Source organism: Paracoccus aerodenitrificans (assembly GCF_027913215.1).
Taxonomy (GTDB): Bacteria; Pseudomonadota; Alphaproteobacteria; order Rhodobacterales; family Rhodobacteraceae; genus Paracoccus; species Paracoccus aerodenitrificans.
On record NZ_CP115784.1, the window covers coordinates 2,737,501 to 2,756,024 of the forward strand.

Sequence of the window (18,524 nt, forward strand, 5' to 3'; positions counted from 1 at the left end):
CCGAACAACGCTAGCCCCCTCCGTATTACCGCGGCTGCTGGCACGGAGTTAGCCGGGGCTTCTTCTGCTGGTACCGTCATTATCTTCCCAGCTGAAAGAGCTTTACAACCCTAAGGCCTTCATCACTCACGCGGCATGGCTAGATCAGGGTTGCCCCCATTGTCTAAGATTCCCCACTGCTGCCTCCCGTAGGAGTCTGGGCCGTGTCTCAGTCCCAGTGTTGCTGATCATCCTCTCAAACCAGCTATGGATCGTCGGCTTGGTAGGCCATTACCCCACCAACTACCTAATCCAACGCGGGCTAATCCTTCACCGATAAATCTTTCCCCAATAGGGCGTATACGGTATTACCCCCAGTTTCCCAGGACTATTCCGTAGTGAAGGGCATATTCCCACGCGTTACTAACCCGTCCGCCGCTAACCCGAAGGTTCGCTCGACTTGCATGTGTTAGGCCTGCCGCCAGCGTTCGTTCTGAGCCAGGATCAAACTCTCAAGTTGAAAGCATCCGAAGACGCTATCCTTGACAGAATAACCTTGCACATCATCCATCATAAGATGGACACTTCTGCTTGTCATATCTCACTCGCGCAAGACACGCCAAACAGTGAAGCTGACACCTACATCATCGCCGAAGCTAGTAGGCCGATATGCAAAACAATCCAGTCGATAAAACCAAACCGCCCGCATATCTCTTCAAGTATGCATAACAATGTCAAATAGCAGGGAAACAAAACAAACCCAACCGCGCCAAACCCTTTCGGCGCCGTTAAAGCCGCTGCTTCCAGATTGTCGCCCCGTTTCCGAAGCAGAAACCCTATCTAGCGATTGGTTCCGATCCCGTCAAGAAGCTTTCTTAACTTTTTCGGCCTGCCCGCCTGGGCCCCGTCCGATCCAGCGTCGCCGCCGTTTCGGTGAGGCGGTGTTTAGGTCGGAGAAAAAAAAGGCGCAAGTGCGAATGTCGGAAAAATGTCAAAAATCTTTCAAGATACTGTTTTCAATGAAATATTACTTACCTTTCGGGTGATTGACGGGACCCTCAGCAGCAACAGCACAAGAATCGCCCCTGCACAGATCAGCGGCCATCCCGTCCAGAGTTTCAGCGCCCACAGCCAATGCAGACAGGCCAGAATCGCCGCCGGATAGATCAGCCGGTGCAGCCGCAGCCAGTTCCGCCCGAGGCGACGAATCGATGCCCGGTTCGACGTCACCGCCAATGCCAGCAGAATCACGAGGCCGGTCATCCCGAACAGAAGATAGGGCCGCTTAACCACATCCCCAAGCATCTGCTGCCACAGCAGCCCCATATCGAAGAAGATCCATGCGAGCATATGCAGAAACGCATAGCTGAAGGCGAGCAGACCAAGCGCACGGCGCAATCGAATCGCATTCACACGGAACATCTTTCGGGCCGGGGTTACTGCCAGCGTACCGATCAGAAAATAAAGCGCCGCCCTTCCCAGCCGGTGTTCGATATCCCGTACCGGATCGACTCCAAGTCCTCCGTTGAACAGATCATAGGTCAAAAGCGCCAGCGGGATGGACCCTGCCAGCCAGACCGCCCATTCTGGAATGCGGCCGATAAAAGCATTCACGCGCTTCATCAGTAATTCCGGGCCAGATCCATGCCCGCATACAGCCCGGCAACCTGTTCAACATAGCCGTTGAACATCAGCGTATCCTGCCTGCCCCCCAGCAGACCCGAGCCGATCCGGCGCTCTGTCGCCTGACTCCAGCGCGGGTGATCGACCTCAGGGTTCACATTGGCATAGAAACCGTATTCGCTTGGCTGCAAACTCTGCCAACTGGTCCGAGGCTGGCTGTCGGTTACCGTGATCTTCACGATCGATTTGATGGATTTGAACCCGTATTTCCAAGGCACAACCAGCCGGATCGGTGCGCCGTTCTGATTCGGCATGGGCTTGTCATAAAGACCCGTCGCCAGAATCGTCAGTGGGTGCATCGCTTCATCGATCCGCAGCCCCTCATGATAGGGCCAGTCGATGCCGCCGCCGCGCTGAGCCCGCATCTCTTCGGGGCGGTATACCGTTTCAAAAGCGACGAATTTTGCGCCGGGCTGAACACCGGCCTTTTCCAGCACGCCGGCCAGAGGGACGCCAAGCCACGGAATAACCATCGACCACGCCTCAACGCAGCGAAGGCGATAGATCCGCTCTTCCAGAGCATTTTCCGGCACCAGATCCTCGACCCCGTAGCTGCCGGGACGGTCGACAAGCCCGCCGATCTCGACCGACCAGGGATCGGTGGTCAGCGCATCGGAATACCGGGCCGGATCTTCTTTCCCGAAACCGAATTCATAGTAATTGTTGTAATTGGTAATTTCTTCAAAGCTGTTCGGCTTTTCGTCGGTCGAATAAGCCGAGGCCCTGCCGCTTAATGCAAATGCCGGAGTAGCGGCGATCACGGCGCTTCCCGCCGCCGCTCCGGCCATGAAACTGCGTCGGTTCAGCCAGATGGCCTCAGGTGTGACATCGGACCAGTTGAGTTTCATGGTGCGCTCCTGTTCACGGAATAGGCAAGTTGCAGTCATTCTACCAACGCTACGCATGAGGGGTCCTAAAAGTTACCTCACGATTACGTTGATCTGCAATTTCCCATGACAAATGCCCCCGCCATCGCGGGCGGGGGCTTAAAGCAGCGCAGATCAGTGCAGCGTGGCGTCTTTCGGGCCTTCGCCTACGGCACCAAGCTTGTGACCGGCCGTGCCGACATGATTGCCGACAAGCAACCCATCCTCATTGGCGCTGACATTGACGGTCTGCCCGTCCAAAACCTCGCCGGACAACAGCATCTCGGCCAGCGGATCCTGCAAGGCCCGCTGAATTACGCGCTTCAGCGGACGGGCACCGAAGACCGGGTCATAGCCCTCATTCGCCAGCCATTTCATCGCGTCCTCATCCAGATCCAGCGTGATATGCCGTTGCGCAAGACGCTGCTCCAGCCGCAAGAGCTGGATCTTGACGATCCCATCCATGTTCTCGCGCGTGAGACGGCGGAAAATGATGATCTCATCCAGACGGTTCAGGAACTCGGGGCGGAAATGTGCGCGTACCGCGTCCATCACATCCTTGCGCGCCTCGGTCGAATCGGCGTCATCCGGCAGGGACGACAGCGCCTGACTGCCCAGATTCGAGGTCAGCACGATCAGCGTGTTCTTGAAATCGACCTTGCGGCCTTGGCCATCGGTCAACTGACCATCGTCGAGAACCTGCAACAGCACGTTGAACACATCCGGATGCGCCTTTTCGACCTCATCGAACAGGATCACCGAGTAAGGACGCCGCCGGACCGTTTCGGTCAGCGCACCGCCTTCATCATAACCGACATAGCCCGGAGGCGCACCGATCAGCCGCGCGACCGAGTGTTTCTCCATATATTCCGACATGTCGATGCGGATCATCGCATTCTCATCGTCGAACATATATTCGGCCATCGCCTTGGTCAGCTCGGTTTTGCCGACACCGGTTGGGCCGAGGAACAGGAAAGATCCCAGAGGACGGTTTTCGTCGTTCAGACCGGCCCGCGCCCGGCGGACCGAGCGGGAAATCGCGGTCACGGCCTCATCCTGACCGATCACGCGCTTGCCGAGAATCTCTTCCATCTTCAGCAGCTTCTCGCGCTCTCCCTCCAGCATCTTGCTGGTCGGAATGCCGGTCCAGCGTTCCACGACCTCGGCAATCTGCTCGGGCCGCACGGCTTCTTCGACCATGACGCCATCGCCCTCGGCCTCATCTGACTCGGCAAGCTGCTTCTCAAGTCCCGGAATGATGCCATAGGACAACTCACCGGCACGGGTGAGATTGCCTTCGCGCTTCGCCTGATCCAGCTCGGCGCGGAAGCGGTCAAGCTGTTCCTTCAGATTGCGCGAGCCTTCCAGCTTGTCACGCTCGGCCTGCCACCGCGCCGTCATCGAGTTCGACTTATCGGTCAGATCACCCAGCTCTTTTTCCAGCTTCTCAAGCCGGTCACGGCTGGCGGCATCGTCTTCCTTCTTCAGCGCCTCTGCCTCGATCTGCATCTGAAGGATCTGCCGGTCGAGCGCGTCAAGCTCTTCAGGCTTGCTGTCAACCTCCATGCGCAGACGGCTGGCAGCCTCATCCACAAGGTCGATCGCCTTATCCGGCAGGAACCGGTCGGTGATGTAGCGGTTCGACAGTTCTGCCGCGGCAACAAGCGCGGCGTCGCTGACGCGGACGCCGTGGTGAAGCTCGTATTTCTCCTTGATACCGCGCAGGATCGAAATCGTATCCTCAACCGTCGGTTCCTCGACCATCACCGGCTGGAAGCGGCGGGCAAGAGCCGCGTCTTTCTCGATATATTTGCGATATTCGTCCAGAGTGGTCGCGCCGACGCAATGCAGTTCGCCGCGAGCAAGCGCAGGCTTGATCAGATTGGCCGCATCCATCGCGCCGTCGGTCTTTCCGGCACCGACCAGCGTGTGCAGCTCATCGATGAAAAGAATGATCTCGCCCGCTGCATTCTCAATCTCTTTCAGGACCGATTTCAGCCTTTCCTCAAACTCACCGCGATATTTCGCCCCGGCGATCAGCGCCCCCATATCCAGAGCCCAAAGCTGCTTTTCGCGCAGGCTCTCGGGCACGTCGCCATTGACGATGCGCAGCGCCAGACCCTCGGCAATGGCTGTCTTACCCACGCCCGGCTCACCGATCAGGACCGGGTTGTTCTTGGTCCGGCGGCTGAGCACTTGCATGGCGCGGCGGATTTCCTCATCCCGGCCGATAATCGGATCGATCTTACCCTCATCGGCGGCCTCCGTCAGATTGCGGGCATATTTCGCCAGCGCCTCATAGCTGTCCTCGGCGCTTGCGCTGTCCGCCGTCCGGCCCTTGCGAATATCGTTGATCGCGCCGTTCAGCCATTGCGCATTAACCTTTCCGGCCTGCAGAGAATCGCGTGCATTGCTGTTCACGATGGCAAGCGCGGTCAGAAGCCGCTCGGCAGGCACGAAACTGTCCCCGGCCTTCTGCGCCAGCTTCTGCGCCTCATCCAGAACCCGGACGAGGGACGGATCAACATAAACCTGACCACCACCGCCAGAGACTTTCGGCAGCTTCGCGACTGCCGCATCCGCAGCCTGCCGCACGGCCTTTGCATCGCCGCCGGACCGGGTGATAAGGTTCGCTGCAAATCCCTGATCGTCGTCGATCAGAGCTTTCAGCAAATGTTCGGGAACGACCCGCTGATTTTCCTCACGGATCGCAATGGTCTGCGCGGCCTGCATAAAACCGCGCGAACGCTCGGTAAATTTTTCCATATCCATATGGACTCTCCTTTGCAGCCCCCGCCTTGGGAACCGCCCATCATGGCACGGTCCGGTCGCGGATCTCGGCATGAAAGATGGGCATCCGGTCCGGCGGTTACAATATGCACAAAACACCGCGATCCGCCTGCCCGTTCCGCAATGCAGACAGCAAAAGCAGCCTCGTGCAGGATACTGTCAGCCTGCGGTCCGGCCTACGAAATCTAGCGGAAAAAGCGGGTTATGCCTTTGCTGGCGTAGCGCTTTTGGCTTTCCAAAATTGCCGTGTACCGGCATAAGCGGGCCGTTTGGAAAAATGGAGGATGCCGTGGACGATCGGTTAATCATAGCGCTCGATGTGGGCAACGCAGTGGCCGGGGCCGAGTTGGCCGGGCGCATCGGCGACGCGGCCTCTTTCTACAAGATCGGGCTGGGAATGCTGACCGGAGGCGGTCTGGCGCTTGCCCGCGAGTTGAAGGATGAGCACGGCAAGCGGATCTTCCTCGATATGAAACTGTTCGATATCGGCGCAACGGTTGAGGCCGCCGTGCGCGGACTGGCACAGTTCGATCTGGATTTTCTGACCGTTCACGGAGACCCGCATGTCGTCAGAGCCGCCAAACAGGGTGCCGCCGGATCGCAGATGAAAATCCTTGGCGTCACCGTTCTGACCTCGCTGGATCGCAGCGATCTCGACGCGGCGATGTTCGTGCCCGGCGATCTGCACGACCTGACGGTCGAACGCGCCGCCCGCGCTTTCGAGGCCGGCGCAGATGGCGTCATCGCCTCTCCCCGCGAAGCCGCCGCGATACGCGCCCTGCCCGAGGCCCATGACCGGCTGATCGTCACCCCCGGCGTCCGGCCCGCCGGTGCGGATCTTGGCGACCAGAAGCGGGTGGAACCGCCCGCCGCTGCGCTTGCGGCAGGCGCTGATCATATCGTTATCGGCCGCCCCGTCTGGCAAGCCGCCGATCCGCGAAAGGCGGTGCAGGATATCCTTGCCGGGTTAAACTGATTACAGCCGGTCCGGGCGTCACAGCCCGGACCAGACAAGCCACGGAAAGATCAGCAGCAGCGCCAGTCTGAGCACATCGGCAGTGATGAAGGGCAGGATGCCGCGGATCACTGTTTCCTGCTTCAGACCGGGTGCGGTCGCCTGAACCACAAACAGATTCATCCCAACTGGCGGTGTGATCAGGCCGATCTCGGCCACGGTGACGACAAGCACACCGAACCATACCATGTCATATTCCATTGCAATCGCGACCGGCGCCAGTAGCGGCACGGTCAGCAACACCATCGACATCGAGTCCATGAAGCATCCAAGCACGACATAGAACAGCAGGATCAGGATCATGACCAGCGTGGGGTGGATATCCGAGCCACCGATCAGCTCGGCCAGCATCATCGGCAGGCCGGTCGTCTCAAGGAAGAAGTTGAAGAACGCCGCCCCGATCAGGATCAGAAAGATCATTCCGGTCAGCGCGGCGGTCTCACGCACGATCCCACGCATCACACCCCGGTTCAGCCCGCCCATCACCAGCGCAAGCAGGAACGCCCCGGAAGCACCCACCGCGGCGGCCTCGGTCGGAGAAAACCAGCCAAGCTGCATCCCTCCGATCACCAGACCGAACAGAAGCACCACCGGCCAGACGGCGCTCAGCAAGGCGAAGCGGCGGCCCCAATCCACGCGCTGCCCGGCGGGTGCCAGCGACGGCCTGCGGCGCACACGCAGCATAACCGCCAGAGCATACAGCACAGTTCCCAGAATACCGGGAATAATCGCGCCCATGAACAGCGCTCCGATCGATGTCTGCGTCAGCAGCCCGAAGATCACCAGAATGATCGAGGGAGGTATCAGCACCCCAAGCGTACCGCCCGCAGCCACCGCCGCCGCAGACAGGCTGTCATCATAATCATAGCGCCGCATTTCCGGCATCGCGACCCGGCCAATCGTGGCAACCGTTGCCAGTGACGATCCGCAGATCGCCCCAAACACCGCCGAAGCACCGACAGTAGAAACTGCCAGCCCTCCGCGCCAATGCCCGACAAATGCATTGATCACGTCGAAAAGCGAGCGTGACAGCCCCGCATGCGCAGCGAAAACACCCATCAGCACGAAAAGCGGGATCACGCTGAAAGAATAAGGAAAAATCGATTCAAACGGGGCAGTGGACAGAACATAGGCCGCCTGGTCCAGCGCACCGCTCAGCGCAATTCCTGCCAGACCGATCACGGCCATCGAAATCGCCACGGGAAAACCAAGACCGATCAGGACCAGCGTCATGATGAATCCGGTCAGTCCGATAAGAGGCAAGGACATTTTTAGAACCCTTAATGAGCTGCGCTGCGCGTCTGGGGCAGATCGAAGACCAGCCGGATCACCACCGGAATCAGCGCCAGAATCGATGCCAGCACACCGCCAAGCAGCGGCAGCCAGTAAAATGCAATGGGAATGCCAAGCTGCTGAGACTTATCGCCCAGCATGACCTGCATGCGATAGGTCGGAATGCATTCGGCAAAGATCAGCGCCATCAGCAGGATTGCCGAGATCGCAGCAAGCAGTCGCAGCAAACGTCCAAGCTTTGACGGCATCGCCTCCAGCAGGAAATCCACGCCGACATGCGCCGCAACCGCAAAACCCCACGGGATCGACAGCCAGGCACCCGCCATGATGAAGAGCTGCACCAAATCGACAACACCGGCCACCGGCGTCCCGATGCGACGCCCGATCACATCCGCAACACTGATCAGAGCCGCCGTGCAATAGGAGAGAACCCCGATTGCAGCCAGTAACTCTATGATCCCGTCGATGCGACGCAACAGCGAAGCCATACCACGTCCCTCCCTATCTCCGGTCAGCGCAGGGCGGAATGGCCGCCCCGCGCCGCCCGGTCACATCACTGAGCCGCTTCGAACTCGGCCACCTTGTCCTGGAACTTCTGATAAAGTTCCGGCGCATCCTCGACACCTTCGGACTTCATGGTTTCCAGATAGGATTCGATCATCGGACCAAGCGCCTCGCGCCAGCGGTCACGCTCTTCATCCGAGAGCACAGTAATAGTGTGATTGGCCGCCTCTGCTTCCTCACGGCCGCTGGCGTCCCACTTATCCCACCACTGGTCAAAATTCCCGACAAGATTATCGCCCGAGGCCTGATCAATGCAGCTTCGGACATTTTCCGGCAGGCTGTCGTATTTTTTCTGGTTCATCACGAAAAAGAACGAAACCGTATATGCACCCATATCGAGGTGATCCGTCAGCACCTCGTTCAGTCCGAAGCTTTTGATCGGATCCCACGGAAAGACGGTTCCGTCGATCACCTTGCGCTGCAAGTTCTCATATACCTCACCGGGCGGCAGACCCTGCGGAGTCGCACCAAGGAAGGTCAGCATTTCCGAAATCGGCGGAGACGGTGTGCGGATACGAAGCCCCTTCATATCCTCCATCGTTTCGACATGCTTGCCGTTCGTGTGCAGCAGCCCGCCATTATGTGCATGCAAAGCGAGAACTTTCAGCCCGTCATACTCATCGCCAAGTTCACCTTCATTATAGAGCGACCAGAGCGCATAAGTCGCGGCACCGGCATCCCGGGTCAGAAACGGCATTTCGACCAGCGAAGTACGGTTGAAACGACCCCGCGGGATGCCGGATAGCCCATGCGCGATATCGACAACACCAGCCAGAACCTGTTCCTGTTGCTTCGCGACATTCCCTTTCTGGGTCCCGCCGGGGAAAATCTCGAATGTGACCTCGCCGTCGGTGCAGGCGCTGACCTGTTCAGTCCACGGCCCGATGAAATCCGTCTGAATCCCATGAACGGCTGGCAGATAATGGCTGAGCGATAATTTCGTCTCTGCCATGACCGGCGTTGATGCCAAAAACATCGCCACGCCGGCGGTTATTGCTGATTTCATATCCTGTTTCCTCCCTGGACGACTTTACCTTCAAACTCAGCTTACCACTGCCGAATGAACAGCAGGTTATCAGCCGGACACTTGCCGCGCGTTAAGCAGCCTCTCGCACCCGGTCCCGATGATTGACCCCTTCTCCTCTCGGTCAGATCACTTCTGCCGCGAAAACCGTCGACGCATCTGCATCCCCACATTTCCCTGACATGACATCGTCAGATATTGTCGATTATCGCACCATATGTTACCTATATCGAATATATTAAATGCAAGTTTTCTGTCAACGAAAAAACAGGGTGTTCAAATGGTTAATACTATCCTGCAGACACTGGACCGGGGACTGGCCGCGATGAGAGCCCTGTCCGAGGCTCCGTCCGGGCTGAAACCAGCCGAGTTGGCGGAGCGGCTTTCCGTGCACAAGGCCATCGCATACCGGCTGATCGCGACGCTGGAATCGCACGGCCTTGCCCGCAGGCTGTCGGATGGGCGCGTCGTACTGGGTGCCGGGCTTATTCCTCTGGCCGCAACGGTCGAGAAACACAGGCTGAGCGCGGCCATGCCGCATCTGGCCGAGCTGTCTGAAGCGACCCGTACCACCTCGTGCATCGTGCTGGCCGACGGACCGAATGCAGTCGTTGCGGCGGTGCAGGAAGGCGGCGACGGGTTTCTTCGCATTTCGTACCGGCTGGGCGTGCGCCACCCGCTGACGCGCGGGGCCTCTGGTCTGGCGATTCTGTCCAGCCGGGCAGCCTCTGCCGACGATCTTCCCGCAGTGGTTCAGACCCGGCAGCAAGGGTACGCGATTACACGGGGAGAGCTGCAAAGCGGCGCAGTCGGCATCGCGGCACCGATCATCCCGAGCGATCCGGCGGTCGCACCGACGGATGCCGCCGTCTCCATCGTAGCACTGCACGAACTGCCCGAAGGCGCGGTGGAACATACAATGGCCGCTGCCGCCGCAATCGGCAGGATCTGGTGACCGGAAAAGCTGCCTCCTTGACGCGGACAGCCCATCCTGTGCAGCCTTGACCGGCAGCTTCGGGGCGGAATGATGGCAGCGCAACAGGAATCGAGGCAGAAGGCGGAAAACGATCTTGTGCTGTCGTTCCTGTCGGTCCGGCGGGCAATCGGTTACCTCGGGTTCTTTCTGCCGACCGCGCTGATAATCTATGCCCTGTTCTCGGCGGATGGGTTTCTGGCAAGTATCTCTGCCTATTATTACTCTCCGATGCGCGAGGTGCTGGTCGGGACACTCTGCGCTCAGGCGGTATTTCTATGGAGCTACGAAGGATATCGTCCGATCGGAAATGAGCTGATCTCGGATATCGTCGTCGCCCGGACTGCCGCTATTGGCGCATTGGGAGTGGCCCTGATGCCGACTGCCGAAGATGAAGCATATCAGGCCCCGGAAAGCGTCCCGGTCATCGTCGATCAACCGGTCGAATGCACGCTTGCCCAGTGCGCATTGGGCGATACAGCGACTTCACTGCTGCACAGCCTGTGCGCCGGCCTCTTCTTCGGAGCGCTCGCCATCTTCTGCCTCGTTCTGTTCGTTCGCGGCGAAAAGGCGACGGCAAGGCAGCGTGCCTGCCACAGGATCTATCGGATCTGCGGCTGGATCATCGTCGCCGCCATGCTGGGAATGGGCTTGCTGAAACTGGCCGGAGACCCGTTCCCCTCTCTCCGGCCGGTCTTCTGGCTGGAGGTGATCGCCTCCTTCGCCTTCGCAACAAGTTGGCTCGTGAAGGGCCAGGCCCTTCAGCCACTGGTCAGAATAGCACAATCTGCCGATGATCGCGCAAAGCCGGACTCGGATCAGTAAAACATGCCAAAGGTTTTAGAAGAGTAAATCATGAACAGACCTGGACGCGCTTTTCTTGCAGGATTTCGCGGCGCGGTTTTCGATCTGGATGGAACTCTGGTCGATAGCGAACCCGCCTGGACAAAGGCCAAACGCATCGTTGCGGATCGTCACCATCGCCCGGTTACAACAGAACAACTGGTGGCAAGCGAAGGCCGCAGCATGGACAGGCTGATCGCCGAAGTCTTCGCGCCGGACACTGCCGACGCCGCGCAATCGATCAAGGAAGCGATCTTCGCAGAGGCCGAAAACTGGTTGCCTCAACTGCGAAAGCCCATCCCCGGCGCCGCAGATTTTCTCAGAGAGCTTCACGGTTTCGGTCTGGCGGTCGCCCTGTGCTCTTCCTCACCGGCATACCTGATCGTCGATGCATTACGCCAGATCGGTGTGGCCGATATCGTCGAGGTGGTTATGTCTGCCGATCCCCTGCCCCGACCCAAACCCGACCCGATGCCATATATTGTCACCGCCAAGCGTCTCGGTTTTCCGCCCGATCAACTGATCGCCTTCGAAGATTCGGTCCCCGGCGCACGTTCCGCCAAAGATGCCGGCCTGTTCACTGTTGCCATAGGTCGGCAAGCCACGTCGCCCGAGTTGGCATTCGCCGATCTTCACGCGACAAGCTATGCAGAGCTGCAGGATATGCTGGGTCTGCCATGAACCTGCATCGGCCAGTCCAGCCTCTCCCTCTACATCCCAAGCACTCTCGGCAACCACAGCGAGATCGCCGGAATATAGGTCACCAGCATCAGGAAGGTCAGCGCGGTCAGCAGCCAGGGTACAGCGGCTTTGCTGACCTCTGTAAGACCCAGCCGTGATATCGCCGATCCGACATAGAGATTCAGCCCCACCGGCGGCGTACAGAGTCCGATCTCCATATTAACCACCATCATGATTCCGAAATGCACCGGATCCACGCCCAGCTTGACAGCGACCGGATAGAGGATCGGGGCCATGATCAGCACAATCGCGGATGGCTCCATCACCATGCCGATAAACAGCAGCATGATGTTCACCACCAGCAGGAAGCCAATTTTTCCGAACCCCTGATCGACGATCCAGGCGGACAGGCTTTGCGGGATCTGCTCTGAGGTGAGGATAAAGGCGAACATCACTGCATTGGTGATGATATACAGCAGCATCGCCGACATGGCGGCAGATGACAGCAACACGCGCGGCACGTCGCGCAGCTTGATATCCTTATAGACCCAGACCGCGATGATGAACGCATAGACGGCGCTGACGGCGGCGGCCTCGGTCGGGGTGAAGAACCCGCCATAGATACCGCCCATGATGATCACGATCAGCAGCAGGCCCCAGACCGATTCACGGAATGCGGACCAGCGCTCGCGCCAGCTTGCCTTCTCCATGCGCGGATAATCATTCGCCCGCGCACGCCAATAGGTCGTGCCGCCCAGCATCGCCGCCAGAAGCAGGCCCGGAATCACACCGGCCATGAAAAGCGTGCCGATAGAGGCCGACATCACCGGCTCACCCTCGGGTCCGGTAACGACCATGCCCGTCGTGGCAACCGAATACATCACCAGCACGATGGAAGGCGGGATCAGGATACCCAGCCCACCAGAGGTGGCAATCGAGCCGACGCCGAATTGCGGCGGATAACCCTGCTTGACCATCGCCGGGATCAGGATCGAGCCGACCGCCATCACGGTTGCCGGAGATGAGCCGGAAATGGCAGCGAACAGCGCACAGGCCAGTACCGCTGCCATCCCCATGCCACCATACCAGTGACCGACCATAGAGGTCGCAAAACGGATCATCCGTCGCGCCACCCCGCCATGAGTCAGGAAATTACCCGCGAGGATGAAGAAGGGGATCGCCATGATCTCGAATTTCTCGATCCCGGTGAACAGTTTCAGCGCGATACTGTCCAGCGGGATATCGGTAAATGCGAACAGGAACGAGAAAACCGTAAGCCCAAGCGCAATCGAAACCGGCATCCCGGTAATCAGAAGCACGGCAAGGATTACGAAAATAATCAGCGCGGTCATGCCTTGCCCTCCGCCGCAGCTTCAGCTTCGTCCTCAACGCCCTCGACAGTGTCGAAGCTGTGATGAGCGATCTCACCTGTGCGCAGGAACATCCATAATGCCTGAACGAAGCGGAAGCACATCAGCGCAGATCCAAGAGGAACGGCGAGATAGACAATCCACATCTTGATTTCGAGATCCGGGGAAACCTGCCCGTTGCGGTAAACCTCATGGACGAAATCAAAGCCGATCCAAGCCACGATAAAGGTGAAGATGATCCCGCCCGACATCGCAATCGTGGTGATGATGGTCTTCGCCGTACCTTCCAGCCGCTCTGACAATATATCGACGCCGACATGAATGCCGATCCGGACGCCATAGGCCGCGCCGAACTTGGCCATCCAGACGAACAGATAAATACAGGCCTCCTGAGCCCAGAGAAGATTCAGTCGACGAAGAAACGAGTAGAAATCACGCGAGCCGGTGCTCAGCCACTCGATCCCCCAGCCACGGCTCGCCCGGACAAGATCGGCGGTCAGATCAAGCGCATAACGCTGCGTGACCGCTACGAATATCAGGATCGTCGCTGCCGCCATCAGCAGAACGATAAAGGTCTCCTCGAACCTGTCCAGGAAACGCAACATTCCCACCTCCCGTTTCTTTTTGACCGGCGCATATATCCGGTTTCATTAGCCCTAGGGGGTCTCCCGCGCCGGTCGAACAGGTCAGCCCCATGATCGCGCAAGTTAACACAACCACCTCCCTGGCTATCCCTGACGGCACGAACAAGCCCCGAACCAGCCGGATCCTTGCTGGCAGCATAACATTCTTATGACGATTTTTCGCTGCTGCCTATGTCACAAATCATCATCGCCGCAATTGCATAAGCCTATGGCACCAGACTGCTTTCAGCTATGGCCCAGCAAGCTGCGACTGAAACGGTATCGTCCGTTCCATCTTGAGATCAGGGTATGTAGAAAATACCGGCGTCAGGCCGCAGGTTCAGGCCTACGGCGTTCAAACAGCCGCTCGCGTGATCCAAGAAGATGCTCACGCATACGCCGACGCGCAGTTTCGCTGTCACCATCCCGGATAGCCTCGAAAATCTGCGTATGCTCGGCAAGAATGCGCACAAGACCATGTGTCTCGCGCTTGGCCGAAGCGCCGTGGAACTTCATGCCAGCGGCGATATGATCCTTCAGCGCCCCAAGCGCGGTCGAGAAATAGCTGTTTTCGCTGGCCAATGCCACGGCAAGATGAAACTGGAAATCCGCGTCATCGCGATGGATCTGCCGGTTGGTGGCGTCGCGCATTAGTTCAAGCGCTGATGTGATCTCTGCCAGACTTTCTGCGGTCTGACGCTCTGCCGCACGAGCAGCCGACTCAGGCTCTATGGTTAAACGAAACTCATAGCAAGCAAGCAGGTCGGCGACATTTTCCAGCATGCCGAATCCCAGAGGGTTTCTGAGCCCCTGCGTGCGCACAAAACTTCCGGCGCCCTGCCTTGAATAGATCAGCCCGCGTTCGCGCAGCCGCCGGAGTGCCTCGCGCACGATCGGGCGGGACACCTCGAACTCGGCGGCGAGTTCGTGTTCTGTCGGCAGCCGTTCATCGTCCGCATAGGCGCCCGACTTGATGGATTGCTCAAGCCGCTCGAAAACGACATCTGCTAAACTGCGACGCGGGATCATCTGGCTACCTTCGTTACGCTTGACTCGTTAGAATATTATCTAATTGTAACAATGTTTTAAGCACCTTGAAAACACCCGAGTTCAGTGAGATGTTGCTGTTGTCAGCAACCGACTTCATGAGGTCGCGACAGCACTTAATGACGCATCGCCCGAAGAACTGCCAATCGCACTGCCGGAGCGGCGGCGGCTTCTTGCCGTAAGATGACGTTGACGTAGCGATGACTGCCGCCAACGCCGTAGCTGCGGCAATCTTCATCTCGTTTTCCTGAGATCGACAGGCCGGTTTCGTGCCGGATCCGGTAGCCTCAAGGGCGAAAGAAAAATGGATTTACAAGTTTTTAACAATACCCAAATATGGCGAAAAATCCGATTTTCCGACGAGATCGTGAACAGTTTAGGCACATTTCCGCACATCCTCCGTACAGTTCGACCGCTCAGAATCACCCGTTGCGCAAGTGCTCGGAGAGCCGATCCTGAGTGACGCCCCTCCCCGGGAGCAACAGTAGATCGGACAAACCCTGCAAAAGAGCCGGTACTCGAATGACCAGCACTGATCGCAGAGCAACGCCCTGCCGTCGATCGCATCTTCATCATGCCCTGATGGTTATTTCCATGCCGAACATGACCGACACGCCAGGCTCAAGTCAATTAAGTGACTGAAAGTATGGTTAATTATTGATTAATAAAAATCAAATACTATAAGAAAACTGCACGAAAAACCATCAGTCAGATGATTTGATCGCCAAGAAGCACAGCAACACGTTTGCGGAAATGTGGCACGGCCCGGGGGTGAATTATAAACTCTCTGACCGGCATAAGCTGCCAGTACTGGCCCTCATCTCCGAAACGGATATTCTCGATATCAGTGCCACTGAGCCTGCCCGTATAGAAGACCGAAACGAGATCTGGATCTAAAGGACTGCGAAACGCCGTCCGCGATTCGAGTCGATCCGGCGACAGCGTTAACCCGAACTCTTCCTGCAACTCACGTAATGCGCATTCTTCGGGCGTTTCGTCGCCTTCTCTGCCTCCTCCGGGCAGATCACAGTGGGCCGGCTAAGGAATATGATCGAAATCATCGCGCAGATAAACCAGCACAGCATCGTCGATGGTCAGTATCAGCTTGGCCGCGGCAAAATCGTCTCCTTCAGCCCAGAATACCGGCGTCGTCAGGGGATCGCTCACTCGGCAGCGACCTTAACGATGCTTTGATCCGGGCGAAGCCGGGCGATCCGGGTCAGGACATGACCGAGCCGTGCAGCGAAGGCATCGAACTGCCGAGACGGCTCGGTGCGGGTCTCATCAAGATACAGGGCGCGGTCGATTTCCACCTGGAGCACATGCACACCCTGCGAGGGGCGGCCATATGCGTTGGCGACATAAGCACCGGAAAACGGAGCATTGAACCGCAATCTGAAATCCGCCTGACGGAACAGATGACCGACATTCTCGCGAAGCTGCGCCCCGCAACTGACGCCGTGCCGGTCACCGATAACGACCTCGGGAAGCGGCGGCACCATGTGACTGACCGCTTCATGCGGCATCGAGTGCATGTCAATGATGATCGCCCAGCCGAAACGAGACATGGCCTGCTCGACCAACTCGCGCAAAGCGGCGTGATAAGGTCGCCAATAGGTGTCGATCCGGCGCTTGGCCTCGGCCATAGGAATAGGTGCGTTCCGGATCGGCCTGGCACCGGACACGACCCGGGGAATGACACCCAGCCCGGCATGTGCACGCGGCGTCGTCGGCCGGTGCGGACCGCACTGAACGGCTTCGGGATCAAGCTCGGATGTACCCCGGTTCAGATCCACGATGCTGCGCGGCACCCGCGAGGCAAGCGTCACCGCGCCCGCGTCCAGCACAGGTTCTATCAGCCGGTCGATAAACGCGTCCTCGCTTGACCGCAGCGCGGCGACATCAAGGCGGGATTCCTGCAAAAACCAGTCAGGAAATTCACGGCCCGAATGCGGCGAACAGAAAATGACGCCGCTTTCCCAGACCTGCGGCTGCCGCAGTATATAGCCGTGAGAATCCATCATTGGTGCCAAATCCATAAATTGCTTCGGTTTGCGCACCGAGGCGGCATAACTCAATACCACGCTTATAGCGTCGCATATTTCTGTCGCCAACTGCCTTGAAACCCCAAAGCAGTGCCTATATAGACCCCCGAACCGACGCGAATCTGCGCCCCGTCCGGGCCGAATCGCACGGGAACGGGCGGTTAGCTCAGCGGTAGAGCACTACGTTGACATCGTAGTGGCCACTGGTTCGATCCCAGTACCGCCCACCATTTTCGCGCCCCCGGACATGGGCCGGGGGTATTTCAGTTTCAAGGCGCTTGGCTGAGCGCCGCGATGAGGAGAAGGCCGATGAAGGTTCGTAACTCGCTCCGCTCGCTCAAGAGCCGCCACCGGGATTGCCAGGTGGTGCGCCGCAAGGGCCGGATCTACGTTATCAATAAGACCAACCGCCGCTTCAAAGCCCGTCAGGGTTAATTGCGACGGACACGGCCCGAAAGGGTCAAAAACTGAGGCCCGCCCCGGAGACGAGGCGGGTTTTTTGGTTTGAAGGCGGGCGATTGGCGTTGAGTGCAAAGCCTTCGCTCAGCTACCCGCGCCATCGCGACCGGCAGGCAGAGCGTAAATGCAGAAGACGTTGGCAAAAACCAACACCCGGAAGCGTCCGCAATGCGGACCCGACAGAGCTTCGGTCAGGGCGCAGGCAATTTCATCGATATTTCTGCCCATCTGACGTTAGAACGCCCGCTTCGGCCCATATTTCCTATGCTGAACGCTCAGACCGGAAACCCGCTCGCCAGACGAAGGCCGCCGACCTCTATGCTGCGCCAGTTGACCATCGGCCCGGTCAGCAATTTCCCGACCACAGGATGCGCCTTGTCCAGCACGCCGAGATGAACCAGAAGCGCCGTGATCGCAGCCTCGGATGCGCGCGTTCCGCCATCTTCGATCTTTACCGCCACCCCAAGCTTGCGATCGGGAATAATCGCAATGAACACAGCCTCCGCGCCGGTTTTAACGGCGACGCGACCACCCATTGCCCGCATCAACTCTGTGCAGGCACGACCCTCATCCGCGACAAGCTCCGGATAGGTGCACATCGCCTGCACCAACCTGGACATGGCCTGTCCACGCGTATCCTCTTTCGGTTGAGCGAAAGCAGCCATTGCCCGGGCCAGTCCGGTAATCGAGCCGGCGAAATTCGGCGCAGAGCAACCATCTATCCCGACACCGGCCGGCTCTTCGCCGGTAACCTCGGCAGTAACCGACCGAATCGCCTGCTGGAGCGGGTGATCCAGCTCGACATATTCCGGCCCGGCCTTTTCATGCCGCACCCAGGACAAGAACCCCGCATGTTTTCCGGAACAGTTATTGTGCAGTTGACTGGGCGCATGATCGCCGCAGGTCAGCAGCCGGTTTTCGTCCTTGTTCCACGGCATGTGACAGCCGCAGCGTAGATCGGTCTCGGAAAGCCCCATGCCCTCAAGCCAGGAGCGGACCTTTCCGACATGCAAGGCCGCTCCGCTATGTGAGGCACAGGACAGGGCAAGCTGCTCGGCCCCCAGCCCGGCAGCATCCGCCGCACCTGATTCGACCAGCGGCAGAGCCTGAATGATCTTGCACGAAGAACGAGGAAAGATGATCGCCGACGGATCCCCCCATGCCTCGACAATGCCCCGCCCGTCATGGATGACTGCATGCCCTCGATGGACGCCTTCACGCAGCCCACCGCGCCAAATTTCGATCAGTTCCGCCGCCGGCATGTTTCTG

Annotated in this window: 19 protein-coding genes, 1 tRNA gene and 1 rRNA gene (1 of these 21 running past the window's edge); 6 read left to right on the forward strand and 15 right to left on the reverse strand. The window is 58.6% G+C overall.

Annotated features, from left to right (window positions below; translation table 11 throughout):
* From PAE61_RS14760 to clpB, 4 genes are all read right to left on the reverse strand, one after another.
* A 16S ribosomal RNA gene (locus PAE61_RS14760) occupies positions 1 to 499 on the reverse strand; it reaches 962 nt to the left of the window's first position.
* Between the two features lie 482 nt (positions 500 to 981).
* A complete protein-coding gene (gene msrQ / locus PAE61_RS14765; RefSeq protein WP_271113124.1) occupies positions 982 to 1,602 on the reverse strand; it encodes a protein-methionine-sulfoxide reductase heme-binding subunit MsrQ in 621 nt (206 codons plus the stop codon).
* Positions 1,602 to 2,510 carry a protein-methionine-sulfoxide reductase catalytic subunit MsrP gene (msrP, locus tag PAE61_RS14770; RefSeq protein WP_271113125.1) on the reverse strand — a complete coding sequence of 303 codons (909 nt, stop codon included), beginning with the start codon at positions 2,508 to 2,510 and terminating at the stop codon, positions 1,602 to 1,604. Before msrP ends, msrQ begins: the two co-directional genes overlap by 1 nt.
* 153 nt (positions 2,511 to 2,663) lie before the next feature.
* Positions 2,664 to 5,300: an ATP-dependent chaperone ClpB gene (gene clpB / locus PAE61_RS14775; protein ID WP_271113126.1), complete on the reverse strand. Its 2,637-nt coding sequence runs from the start codon at positions 5,298 to 5,300 to the stop codon at positions 2,664 to 2,666.
* A 295-nt stretch (positions 5,301 to 5,595) separates the two neighbouring features.
* On the opposite strand from clpB, the gene pyrF reads away from it, so the two are divergent.
* Positions 5,596 to 6,294, forward strand: coding sequence for an orotidine-5'-phosphate decarboxylase (pyrF, locus tag PAE61_RS14780; RefSeq protein WP_271113127.1), 699 nt, complete (start codon positions 5,596 to 5,598; stop codon positions 6,292 to 6,294).
* Positions 6,295 to 6,312: 18 nt separating this feature from the next.
* Here the strand turns inward: pyrF and PAE61_RS14785 are convergent, their stop codons facing one another.
* The 3 genes from PAE61_RS14785 to PAE61_RS14795 form a co-directional block, all read right to left on the reverse strand.
* Positions 6,313 to 7,602, reverse strand: coding sequence for a TRAP transporter large permease (locus PAE61_RS14785; RefSeq protein WP_271113128.1), 1,290 nt, complete (start codon positions 7,600 to 7,602; stop codon positions 6,313 to 6,315).
* An 11-nt stretch (positions 7,603 to 7,613) separates the two neighbouring features.
* Positions 7,614 to 8,114 (reverse strand): TRAP transporter small permease, encoded by a 501-nt coding sequence (locus tag PAE61_RS14790; RefSeq protein ID WP_271113129.1) that lies wholly within the window; start codon positions 8,112 to 8,114, stop codon positions 7,614 to 7,616.
* Positions 8,115 to 8,179: 65 nt separating this feature from the next.
* Positions 8,180 to 9,196 (reverse strand): TRAP transporter substrate-binding protein, encoded by a 1,017-nt coding sequence (locus PAE61_RS14795; protein WP_271113130.1) that lies wholly within the window; start codon positions 9,194 to 9,196, stop codon positions 8,180 to 8,182.
* A 298-nt stretch (positions 9,197 to 9,494) separates the two neighbouring features.
* Here PAE61_RS14795 and PAE61_RS14800 point away from each other — a divergent pair, with 298 nt between their 5' ends.
* From PAE61_RS14800 to PAE61_RS14810, 3 genes are all read left to right on the forward strand, one after another.
* Positions 9,495 to 10,169 (forward strand): IclR family transcriptional regulator, encoded by a 675-nt coding sequence (locus PAE61_RS14800; protein WP_271113131.1) that lies wholly within the window; start codon positions 9,495 to 9,497, stop codon positions 10,167 to 10,169.
* 72 nt (positions 10,170 to 10,241) lie between these two features.
* Complete coding sequence (locus PAE61_RS14805) at positions 10,242 to 11,012, forward strand: hypothetical protein (protein WP_271113132.1); 771 nt, start codon at positions 10,242 to 10,244, stop codon at positions 11,010 to 11,012.
* Between the two features lie 30 nt (positions 11,013 to 11,042).
* Complete coding sequence (locus tag PAE61_RS14810; protein WP_271113133.1) at positions 11,043 to 11,711, forward strand: HAD family hydrolase; 669 nt, start codon at positions 11,043 to 11,045, stop codon at positions 11,709 to 11,711.
* A gap of 29 nt (positions 11,712 to 11,740) precedes the next feature.
* Here the strand turns inward: PAE61_RS14810 and PAE61_RS14815 are convergent, their stop codons facing one another.
* The 7 genes from PAE61_RS14815 to PAE61_RS14845 form a co-directional block, all read right to left on the reverse strand.
* Positions 11,741 to 13,063 (reverse strand): TRAP transporter large permease, encoded by a 1,323-nt coding sequence (locus PAE61_RS14815; RefSeq protein ID WP_271113134.1) that lies wholly within the window; start codon positions 13,061 to 13,063, stop codon positions 11,741 to 11,743.
* Positions 13,060 to 13,686: a TRAP transporter small permease gene (locus PAE61_RS14820; RefSeq protein WP_271113135.1), complete on the reverse strand. Its 627-nt coding sequence runs from the start codon at positions 13,684 to 13,686 to the stop codon at positions 13,060 to 13,062. The genes PAE61_RS14815 and PAE61_RS14820 overlap by 4 nt, the downstream gene beginning before the upstream one ends.
* Positions 13,687 to 14,031: 345 nt before the next feature.
* Positions 14,032 to 14,733 (reverse strand): FadR/GntR family transcriptional regulator, encoded by a 702-nt coding sequence (locus PAE61_RS14825; RefSeq protein ID WP_271113136.1) that lies wholly within the window; start codon positions 14,731 to 14,733, stop codon positions 14,032 to 14,034.
* Between the two features lie 13 nt (positions 14,734 to 14,746).
* Entirely contained in the window at positions 14,747 to 14,989 is a 243-nt protein-coding gene (locus PAE61_RS14830) for a hypothetical protein (protein WP_271113137.1), read from the reverse strand.
* A gap of 470 nt (positions 14,990 to 15,459) precedes the next feature.
* On the reverse strand, positions 15,460 to 15,774 hold the full coding sequence (locus tag PAE61_RS14835) for an NUDIX domain-containing protein (RefSeq protein ID WP_271115168.1): 315 nt from the start codon (positions 15,772 to 15,774) through the stop codon (positions 15,460 to 15,462).
* A gap of 15 nt (positions 15,775 to 15,789) precedes the next feature.
* Complete coding sequence (locus PAE61_RS14840; RefSeq protein ID WP_271113138.1) at positions 15,790 to 15,918, reverse strand: hypothetical protein; 129 nt, start codon at positions 15,916 to 15,918, stop codon at positions 15,790 to 15,792.
* Positions 15,915 to 16,775 carry an N-formylglutamate amidohydrolase gene (locus PAE61_RS14845; protein WP_271113139.1) on the reverse strand — a complete coding sequence of 287 codons (861 nt, stop codon included), beginning with the start codon at positions 16,773 to 16,775 and terminating at the stop codon, positions 15,915 to 15,917. The genes PAE61_RS14840 and PAE61_RS14845 overlap by 4 nt, the downstream gene beginning before the upstream one ends.
* 176 nt (positions 16,776 to 16,951) lie before the next feature.
* Between PAE61_RS14845 and PAE61_RS14850 the strand changes: the two genes are divergently transcribed.
* Positions 16,952 to 17,026: transfer RNA gene (locus tag PAE61_RS14850), tRNA-Val, on the forward strand.
* 79 nt (positions 17,027 to 17,105) lie between these two features.
* Complete coding sequence (ykgO, locus tag PAE61_RS14855) at positions 17,106 to 17,231, forward strand: type B 50S ribosomal protein L36 (RefSeq protein WP_042245282.1); 126 nt, start codon at positions 17,106 to 17,108, stop codon at positions 17,229 to 17,231.
* 299 nt (positions 17,232 to 17,530) lie between these two features.
* On the opposite strand, the gene PAE61_RS14860 is transcribed toward ykgO, so the two are convergent.
* Positions 17,531 to 18,517 carry an asparaginase gene (locus PAE61_RS14860; RefSeq protein ID WP_271113140.1) on the reverse strand — a complete coding sequence of 329 codons (987 nt, stop codon included), beginning with the start codon at positions 18,515 to 18,517 and terminating at the stop codon, positions 17,531 to 17,533.
* Between the last annotated feature and the right edge of the window lie 7 nt (positions 18,518 to 18,524).